The 9,568-nt window shown below is 74.1% G+C and carries 7 protein-coding genes and 1 pseudogene; 7 read left to right on the forward strand and 1 reads right to left on the reverse strand.

Annotated elements, in window-relative coordinates:
* Positions 1–1,523: pseudogene (locus ABL57_RS19700) on the forward strand (chromosome segregation protein SMC); the annotation flags it as partial.
* A 45-nt stretch (positions 1,524–1,568) separates the two neighbouring features.
* Here ABL57_RS19700 and ABL57_RS19705 read toward each other — a convergent pair.
* On the reverse strand, positions 1,569–2,804 hold the full coding sequence (locus ABL57_RS19705; RefSeq protein WP_047805185.1) for an MFS transporter: 1,236 nt from the start codon (positions 2,802–2,804) through the stop codon (positions 1,569–1,571).
* Between the two features lie 79 nt (positions 2,805–2,883).
* Between ABL57_RS19705 and ftsY the strand changes: the two genes are divergently transcribed.
* From ftsY to ABL57_RS19735, 6 genes are all read left to right on the forward strand, one after another.
* Entirely contained in the window at positions 2,884–4,029 is a 1,146-nt protein-coding gene (gene ftsY, locus ABL57_RS19710; RefSeq protein ID WP_047805190.1) for a signal recognition particle-docking protein FtsY, read from the forward strand.
* Positions 4,030–4,236: 207 nt separating this feature from the next.
* The gene (locus tag ABL57_RS19715) at positions 4,237–5,550 is read left to right on the forward strand and encodes an ammonium transporter (protein ID WP_047805186.1); all 1,314 of its coding nucleotides are present in this window, start codon (positions 4,237–4,239) and stop codon (positions 5,548–5,550) included.
* A 51-nt stretch (positions 5,551–5,601) separates the two neighbouring features.
* Positions 5,602–5,940 (forward strand): P-II family nitrogen regulator, encoded by a 339-nt coding sequence (locus ABL57_RS19720; RefSeq protein WP_047805187.1) that lies wholly within the window; start codon positions 5,602–5,604, stop codon positions 5,938–5,940.
* 234 nt (positions 5,941–6,174) lie between these two features.
* The gene (ffh, locus tag ABL57_RS19725) at positions 6,175–7,764 is read left to right on the forward strand and encodes a signal recognition particle protein (protein ID WP_047805188.1); all 1,590 of its coding nucleotides are present in this window, start codon (positions 6,175–6,177) and stop codon (positions 7,762–7,764) included.
* 7 nt (positions 7,765–7,771) lie between these two features.
* Entirely contained in the window at positions 7,772–8,257 is a 486-nt protein-coding gene (locus ABL57_RS19730; protein WP_047805189.1) for an NUDIX hydrolase, read from the forward strand.
* A 73-nt stretch (positions 8,258–8,330) separates the two neighbouring features.
* A partial coding sequence (locus ABL57_RS19735; protein WP_053005217.1) for a hypothetical protein occupies positions 8,331–9,568 on the forward strand: 1,238 nt, incomplete at its 3' end.

Genomic DNA, 9,568 nt, shown 5'->3' on the forward strand with positions numbered 1-9,568 from the left:
CCGGCCGCCGGCGGGCCCAGGAGGCCGCGGCGGCGCTGCGCGCGGCGGAGCGCAGCGCCGAGCGGGCCGGCTCCGAGCTGTCGCGGGTCCGGGCCGTGCTGGACTCCGCCGCGGCGGAGACCGCCCGCTCCGAGGAGCAGGTCGCGGCCGCGAACCGGCACCTGGCCGCCGAGCAGCAGCGCCTGCGCGAGGTCGCCGACCGCCTGCAGGCCGCCGAGGAGCTCGGCGAGGAGGACACCGAGGACGCCCAGCTGGAGGCCGCCGCCCGCCGCGACGAACGGCACCGCGCCGCCACCGCCGCCCGCGCCGCCGAGACCGAGGCGCGGCTGGCCCTGCGCTCCCTCGAGGAGCAGGCGCGCGCGCTGGGCAACCGGGCCGCCTCCCAGGAACGGGCCGCCGCCACCGAGCGCCGGGCCCGGGAGGAGGCCGAGCGCCGGGCGCACCGCCGCCGGCTGCAGGCCCGCAACGCCGAGGCCGTGCTGGCCGCGGCCGAGCAGCTGCTGGTCCGGGTCGGGGCGTCCGTGGCCGCCGCCGCCGGGGACCGGGACCGGGCCGAGTCCGTGCGCGCCGGCCTGGACGCGGAGCTCACGGAGCTGCGCGTCGCCAACGACCGGCTCGCCGCCCGTGTCGCCGAGCTCACCGACTCCGTGCACCGTGACGAGCTGGCCCGGACCCAGCAGCGCACGCGGATCGAGGCCCTCGAGGCCCGCTCCCTGGAGGAGCTGGGCCTCACCCCGGAGGCGCTCGTGGAGCACTACGGGCCGCACCTGCCGATCCCCGACCCCGACGCGGGGACCGGGACGGAGGAGCCGGAGGCGACGGACGGGCAGGACGCCCTGTTCGGGGCCGTGGCGGGGGCGCCCTTCGTGCGGGCCGAGCAGGAGAGGCGGCTGCGCCGGGCCGAGAAGGAACTGGCCTCGCTGGGCCGCGTCAACCCCCTGGCGCTGGAGGAGTTCGCGGCGCTCGAGGAGCGGCACCGCTTCCTCGCCGAGCAGCTCGAGGACCTGAAGCGGTCCCGGCAGGACCTGCGCAGCATCCTGCGCGAGGTGGACGAGCACGTGGAGCGGGTCTTCTCCGAGGCCTACGCCGACACCGCCCGGGAGTTCGAGGGCGTCTTCGCCACCCTGTTCCCCGGCGGCGAGGGCCGGCTGCGGCTCACCGACCCGACGGACATGCTGAGCACCGGGATCGACGTGGAGGCGCGCCCGGCGGGGAAGAAGATCAAGCGGCTGTCCCTGCTCTCCGGCGGTGAGCGCTCCCTGACGGCGATCGCCCTGCTCGTGGCGATCTTCAAGGCCCGCCCCTCGCCGTTCTACGTGATGGACGAGGTCGAGGCGGCCCTGGACGACCGCAACCTCGGGCGGCTGCTGAGCATCTTCCGCCAGCTGCAGGAGACCTCGCAGCTGATCATCATCACGCACCAGAAGCGGACGATGGAGATCGCCGACGCCCTCTACGGGGTGGCCATGCGCGGGGACGGGGTCACCACCGTGATCGGGCAGCGGCTCGCCGAGCTGCGCTGAGCCCGGCGACGGACCCGCGCCGCCGGCTCCCGCGCCCGACCCGGCCTATGTCCCGGCCGGGCGCGCCGCCGCGGGGTCGGGCCGTTCCATGGTGTCCCGCACGGGCAGCCACGCCCCGGCCGCGATCAGCATGATCGCCCCGGAGACCCCGAAGGCCCAGCCGAAGCCCGCGGCGTCGGCGAGCGCGCCGGCGACCACGGGGCCCAGGATCTGCCCGGCGTCGGCGCTCATCTGGAAGCGCGCGAGCACGGGCCCGCCGGCCCGGTCCGGCCCGATGACGTCGGCCACGGTGGCCTGCTGCCCGGGGTTCAGCGTTCCGGAGCCCATGCCCGCCACCAGGGACAGGACCACGAACCACGGCACGTCCTGGACCAGGCCCAGGCCCATGGTGGCGAGCCCGTTGACCAGCAGCCCGGAGAGCACCAGCGGCTTGCGCCCGAACCGGTCGGTCAGCCGGCCGGTGACCGGCAGGGCCAGGGCGTTGCCGGCGGCGTAGACCGCCAGCGCCAGGCCGGCCACCGCGGGGCCCGCCCCCAGGACGGCGACCGCGAACAGCGGCACGAGGGCCACCCGGATCCCGTGGGCGGTCCAGCCGTTGGCGAAGCTGGAGACCAGCGCGGAGCGGTAGGCGCCCACCTGCCCGGCCTCCGCCACGGTCATCACCGGCTGGTTCCTGCGGTCCCGGCCGGCGCCGAGCACCTCGTCCTTGAGCCGGAAGTGGACCACGGCCACCGCCACGAGCAGGGAGACCGCGTAGATCAGGAACGGGGCCTGCATCCCCAGCCCGGCGAGCAGGCCGCCCACGACCGGGCCGAGCACCCCGCCCACCAGGAACGCGGAGGCGTAGTAGCCGGAGACCCGGCCCCGCATCCGGGGCGGGGCCAGGCGCACGATCAGGCCCATCGCGGAGATGGTGAACATCACCGACCCGATCCCGCCGAGGCCCCGGAACAGCAGCAGCTGCCAGTAGCTCTGGGCGAACGCGGTGGCCGCCGAGGACAGCGCCACGATGAGCACCCCGGTCACGTAGGTGGGGCGCTCACCGATCCGGTTCAGGATCCGCCCGCCCGCCGGGGCGAACAGGAGGCGGGCCACGGCGAAGACGCTGACCACGGCGGAGGCCGCCGCCACCCCGACGCCGAAGGTCGTGGCGAACTGGGGGAGCACGGGCGCCACGATCCCGTAGCCGATCGCGATGACGAAGGCGGCGGCGATGAGCACCGTGATCTGCTGGGGGACGCGGTCGCGCTCGGGCGCGGGGGCGGAGGGCTGAACGGGCACCCGTCGAGTCTAGGACTCCGGGACCGGCGTGGCCCCCGCCGCCGGGTCCCGCCGGGGGCGGTGTGAGAAGCTGGGAGGCGTGGATTCGATACCCGTTCTCGTATACGTGCTCATCGCCGTCGTGGTCCTCGGTCTGCTCGGCCTCGTGCTGCTGCGCGGGCCCAAGGCGCCCCGCGGCGGCTACCCCTCCACCCGGGACGCCGACGACCTCGAGAGAGGCCCCGCCGAGGCCCCCGGGGACCTGGAGCCCGGCACCGCGCCGGCCCGGCCCGCCGACACCCGCCCGGCGCTGGACCGGCCCGAGTCGGCGTCGTCGCGGATGGCGCGCCTGCGCGGGCGGCTGGCCCGGTCCAACAACGTCCTCGGCAAGGGCCTGCTCGCCCTGCTCTCCCGCGACCGCATCGACGAGGACGTGTGGGACGAGATCGAGGAGACGCTGCTGCTCGCCGACCTCGGCACGGACGCCTCGATGGAGCTCGTGGAGTCCCTCCGGCGCCGGGTCACGGTGGAGGGCACCAGCGACCCCGCGCACGTGAAGGCCATGCTGCGGGAGGAGCTCGTGAAGCTCGTCGACCCCACGCTGGACCGGTCCCTGGCCGTGTCCCGCAAGGGCCCCGTCCCCGCCGTCGTCCTCGTCGTGGGCGTCAACGGGGTCGGCAAGACCACCACCGTGGGCAAGCTCGCCCGCGTGCTCGTCGCCGAGGACAAGGACGTGCTGCTGGGCGCGGCCGACACCTTCCGGGCCGCGGCCGCCGACCAGCTCTCCACCTGGGGGGCGCGCGTGGGCGTGCCCACGGTGCGCTCCGACGTCGAGGGCGCCGACCCGGCCTCCGTGGCCTACGACTCCGTGGTCGCCGGCATCGAGCAGGAGGTCGACGTCGTGATGATCGACACCGCCGGGCGGCTGCAGAACAAGGCCGGCCTGATGGACCAGCTCGGCAAGATCAAGCGGGTCGTCGAGAAGGCCGCCGTCATCGACGAGGTCCTGCTCGTCATCGACGCCACCACCGGGCAGAACGGCATGACCCAGGCCCGCGTGTTCTCCGAGGCCGTGGACGTCACCGGCATCGTCCTCACCAAGCTCGACGGCACCGCCAAGGGCGGCATCGTGGTGGCCATCCAGAAGAGCCTCGGGGTCCCGGTCAAGCTCATCGGCCTGGGCGAGGGCCCGGACGACCTGGCCCCCTTCGAGGCGGAAGGCTTCGTGGACGCCCTGCTCGACTGACCCGTCCCCCGAACGCCCCACGGGCCCGCCGCAATTTACACGCGCGTCATCATTGCGGCGGGCCCGAAACATGTCCGCAACCCGGCGCGGCGGCGGACGAAACATCTCTCTCGGACACTCGAGGTGAACGGTGAGCACCGGACGGCCCCGCGGGGAACGGGCCAGTGGCACCGGTGACCGACCAACCTTCAGAGAGAGGTGCACATCGTGGAAATCACTGCTGGACACGTGTGGACGATCGTCGCGGCAGCCCTGGTCTTCTTCATGACCCCCGGGCTGGCCCTGTTCTACGGCGGGATGACCCGGGCCAAGGGCGTCCTGAACATGATGATGATGAGCTTCATCTCCATCGCCATGGTCTCGGTGGTGTGGGTGCTGTGGGGCTACTCGATGAGCGGCGGGGACCCGCTCCTGGGCGGGATCACCGGCAGCCCGGTGCCCTCCTTCGCCCTGGCCGACATCATCGGCAGCGAGGACCTGCTCGGCGCCGCCTACGGCGGCACCTTCGCCATCATCACCGTCGCCCTGATCTCCGGCGCGATCGCCGACCGCGCCCGGTTCGGCGCCTGGGCCGTCTTCGTGCCCGTATGGGCCACCCTGGTCTACGCGCCGCTGGCCTACATGGTCTGGGGCGGCGGGCTGCTGACCGAGGACGGCGCCGTTGGCTCCGCCCTCGGCGAGGCCATCGACTTCGCCGGCGGGCTCGTGGTGCACATCAACGCCGGCGTCGCGGCGCTGATCCTCATCATGATCGTCGGGGCCCGCCAGGGCTTCGGCAAGGACCCGAGCCAGCGCCCGCACAACCTGCCGCTCGTGATGCTCGGTGCCGCCATCCTGTGGTTCGGCTGGTTCGGCTTCAACGCCGGCGCGGCCGGCACGGCCGAGCAGGCCGGGCTGATCTGGATCAACACCCTCGTGGCCCCCTCCGCGGCGATGCTCGGCTGGCTGCTCACCGAGCGGATCCGGGACCGCCACGCCACGTCCCTGGGCGCCGCCTCCGGCGCCGTGGCCGGACTCGTGGCCATCACCCCGGCGTGCGCCAACGTCTCCCCGGTGTGGGCGATCGTGCTGGGCTTCGTGGCCGGCATCTGCTCGGCGCTGGCCGTGGGCCTCAAGTACCGCATGGGCATGGACGACTCGCTGGACGTGATCGGGGTGCACCTGGTCTCCGGCGTCGTCGGCACCGTGGCCCTGGGCTTCGTGGCGCTGCCGTCCGAGGGCACCGCGGGGCTGTTCTACGGCGGCGGCTTCGGCCTGCTGCTCACCCAGGTCGTGGCGGTGCTCGTCTCGGTGCTCTACTGCGCCGTGCTGACCTTCGTCATCGCCTTCGTCATCGACAAGACCATCGGCTTCCGGATCCCGGAGCGGGACGAGATCGACGGCATCGACATCACCCAGCACGCCGAGTCCGGCTACGCCCTGGCCGGCGACGCCACGGGTTCGTTCACCCCGGGCCGCCACGCCGCCGGCGGGGAGGCCGCCGCCTTCGAGCCCGGCCGCTCCCAGCCGGTGCGCGGCTGAGCCGTGCGACGGCGCCCGACGCATCCCACCCCCACGAAAGGCAGCTCTTCCATGAAACTCGTCACCGCGATCGTGCGCCCGGAGAAGTTCAAGGACATCAAGTCCGCGCTCGAGTCCTACGGCGTCCAGGGCATGACGGTCCAGAACGTGCACGGCTACGGCCAGCAGCGCGGGCACACCGAGGTCTACCGCGGCGCGGAGTACACGGTGGACCTGCTGGAGAAGGTCCGCGTGGAGATCCTCGTCGACGACCACCAGGCCACGGACATCGTCGACGTCATCGTCTCCTCGGCCAACACCGGCCGCGCCGGTGACGGGAAGGTGTGGGTCACCGACGTCCGGCAGGCCGTGCGGGTGCGCACCGGGGAGCGCGACGAGACGGCGCTCTGACCGCTCGGTCCCCGCGGCCGGCCCCCTCCCGCCGGAGGGGGCCGGCCGCCGTCGTGTCCGCCGTCGTGTCCGCCGTCGTGTCCGTCCTCGTGCCCGCCGCGTGACGGCGGCGGGCCCGGGTCGTCCGGAGTTGCTAACCTTGGACACTGACCCGCCACACCGGGCCGGGCCGCGGCCCGCGGCGCAGACCGCGGGGCACCGGCCGACTCCCTCGACGAAAGCAGCTTTCGACCCGTGTTCAATTCACTGTCCGACCGGTTGACCGCCACCTTCAAGAACCTCAAGGGCAAGGGCCGCCTGACCGAGGCGGACGTCGACGCCACCGTGCGGGAGATCCGGCGCGCCCTGCTCGACGCCGACGTCGCCGTCCCGGTCGTGCGCGAGTTCACCGCCGCGGTCAAGGAGCGCGCCCTCGGGCTGGAGGTCTCCGAGGCGCTGAACCCCGGCCAGCAGGTCGTGAAGATCGTCAACGAGGAGCTGCAGAACATCCTCGGCGGCCAGACCCGCCGGATCCGGATGGCCAAGACCGGCCCCACGATCATCATGCTCGCCGGCCTGCAGGGCGCCGGCAAGACCACCCTGGCCGGCAAGCTCGGCAAGTGGCTCAAGGGCCAGGGGCACCGTCCCCTGCTCGTGGCCTCGGACCTGCAGCGACCCAACGCGGTCACGCAGCTGAAGGTCGTGGGCGAGCGCGCCGGCGTCCCGGTCTTCGCCCCGCACCCGGGCACCACCTCCGAGTTCGACGACCCCACGGGCGATCCCGTCCAGGTCGCCCGCGACGGCGTGGCCCAGGCCCGCGCCCGGCTGCACGACGTGGTCATCGTGGACACCGCCGGGCGCCTGGGCATCGACGAGGCGCTCATGGCGCAGGCCCGCGACATCCGCGACGCCGTCCGGCCCGACGAGGTGCTCTTCGTCATCGACGCGATGGTCGGCCAGGACGCCGTGAACACGGCGCAGGCCTTCAACGAGGGCGTGGACTTCACCGGCGTGGTCCTGTCCAAGCTCGACGGCGACGCCCGCGGCGGCGCGGCCCTGTCCGTGGCCTCCGTGACCGGCAAGCCGATCATGTTCGCCTCCACGGGCGAGAACGTCGACGACTTCGAGCAGTTCCACCCGGACCGCATGGCCTCCCGGATCCTCGACATGGGCGACGTCCTCACCCTGATCGAGCAGGCCGAGAAGCAGTGGGACCAGGCCGAGGCCGAGAAGATGGCCCGGAAGTTCACCGACCAGGAGGACTTCACCTTCGAGGACTTCCTGGCGCAGATGCAGCAGCTGCGCAAGATGGGCTCGATGAAGAAGATGCTCATGATGATGCCGGGCGCCGCCGGCATGCGCGAGCAGCTGGAGAACTTCGACGAGCGCGAGATCGACCGCGTCGAGGCCATCGTGCGCTCCATGACCCCGCACGAGCGGGTCGCCCCGAAGATCATCAACGGCTCGCGGCGGGCCCGCATCGCCAAGGGCTCCGGGGTGACCGTCTCGGAGGTCAACCAGCTCATGGAGCGCTTCGCGCAGGCGCAGAAGATGATGAAGCGGCTGGCCCAGGGCAAGGGCGTGCCGGGCATGCCCGCCGGCATCCCGGGCATGCCCGGCGGCGGCGGCGCCGGCGGGGGCAAGAAGGGCAAGGGCAAGGGCTCCGCGAAGAAGGGCGGCTCCCGCTCGGGCAACCCCGCCAAGCGCGCCCAGGAGAACGCCGCCCTCGAGCAGCAGCGCAAGCAGAAGGCGCCCGCCGGCTCGGCGTTCGGCGCCGGACAGGCCCAGCCGGACCCGGCGGACCTGAACCTGCCCAAGGGCTTCGAGAAGTTCCTGGGGAAGTGAGGCCCCGATGAGCTCCTACCTCTCCGAGCCCGAGCTGAAGAAGTTCGTCGACTCGCTGCCCACCCGGCGCCTGGCCGCCGAGGCCCTCATCCGCGACCCGCAGGGCCGGGTGCTGCTCGTCGAGCCCAACTACAAGTCGGACTGGACCGTTCCCGGCGGCACCGTGGAGGCGGGGGAGGACCCCCGCACCGGGTGCTTCCGGGAGGTGGTCGAGGAGGTCGGTCTGCACCTGGCCCCCGGCCGGCTGCTCGTCGTGGCCCACGGAGTGGCCATGGGCATCTGGGGGGACTCGGTCTCCTTCGTCTACGACGGTGGGGTGATCGAGGCCGACACCCCCATCACGGTGCAGGAGGAGGAGCTGCTCAGCCACCGCTGGACGGCCCCGGAGGAGCTGGACGCCTACCTGCGCCCGGGGCTGGCCCACCGGCTGCGCGCGGCCCTGGCCGCCCTGGCGGACGGGACGGTGGCGGAGCTCGTCGACGGCCCCCGCTGAGCCCCCGCCGGACGCGCCCCGGGGACCGGTCCCGGCCCCGGGACGGCCGGGACGACGGCGTAGCATGGACGCCATGACCTCACTCCCCGCCGACGACGTCGCGTCCTCCACCTCCGCGTGGGACCTGGTCCCCGCCACGGTGGTCTGCGCGGCGGAGACCACCGCCGCGCCGGCCCCGGAACCCCGGCCCACGTTCGAGGAGATGCGCGCGGTCATCGCCGGGCACCGGCTGATCAGCGCCTACGCGGAGGGCCCCCGGGCCACGCAGCTGATGTTCCTCGCCGACACCGAGGGCCGCCTGGCCCGCGCCGCCGCGGACGGCTCGGTGGAGGCCGGGTGCACCCTCGACGAGCTGGCCGGCACCCTCGCCCGGACCACCGGCCACCAGCTGCAGCCCGAGCACCCCGGTCTGCGCCGCATCCTGCTGGTCCACCTGGACGCCCCCGACCTGCCCGTGCTGGCCGCCCTGTCCGGCACCGGGTTCACCGCGGTCTCCCGGCACGGGTGGTCCGTGGTGGTCTTCGACGCCGAGGTCGACTTCTGGACCGTGCGCACCGGCCTCGCCGAGACGGCCGTGGCGCTCTCCTCGGACGGGGCCACCCGCTCCTTCGAGGTCCTGCTCGCCGGGGAGGACCCGGCGTCCGTCACCGACCTGGAGGCCGCCGACGCCGTGTGCGCCCTCGAGTGGGGCCCGGAGTGGCGGCCCACCGGCGGGGCCGGCGCGGAGGCGGAGGAGACACCGGCCGGGCGCTTCGAGCGCGACCTGGTCCGGCTGTGCGCCGGCGGCACCTCGGAGCTGCAGACCGAGTCCGTCGCCTCGGTCTTCGACCTCGACCCGGCCGAGACGAACCGGCTGCGCAACTACGTGCTGGGCGAGTCCACCGACCTCGTGCTGGAGTCCGTGCTGCAGCTGCTCGGCCTGCCCGCGCTGGCCGCCAAGGTCGTGGAGGGCAGCCGCGAGATCACCGAGCTCGAGGGCGCCGAGCACTACGAGCCCGCGGCCGTGGGCGCCGCGCTCCTGCACGGTCTCACCATCGAGCCCACCGGGGACGGGCTGATCGCCCGCTACCAGCGGGCCCTCGTGCGCCGGCCCGAGCTCCTGCTGGCCCTGGCCGGCACGGAGACCGCCCTCGGGGTGGGGCTCGCGGGCGCGGCCCGGCGCGGCGGGTCCGGGGCGCGCGTGCTCGGCACCCTCTCCGCGGCGCTGCTCGCCGACGCGGCCGCCGAAAGCGCCTACTACGCCGCGCTGCGCGGGGCCCGGACCCGGCGCGCCGGCACCCGCCCCGGCACCGTCGCCGCGGACGACTCCCC

This window comes from Kocuria sp. SM24M-10, assembly GCF_001027955.1.
GTDB classification, from domain to species: Bacteria; Actinomycetota; Actinomycetes; order Actinomycetales; family Micrococcaceae; genus Kocuria; species Kocuria oceani.

What these genes read in the sequence shown, in the direction of transcription:
- ABL57_RS19720 (WP_047805187.1), top strand. Translation starts at nt 5,602, where the DNA reads ATGAAACTCGTCACCGCGATCGTGCGCCCGGAGAAGTTCAAGGACATC.
- ABL57_RS19730 (WP_047805189.1), top strand. Translation starts at nt 7,772, where the DNA reads ATGAGCTCCTACCTCTCCGAGCCCGAGCTGAAGAAGTTCGTCGACTCG.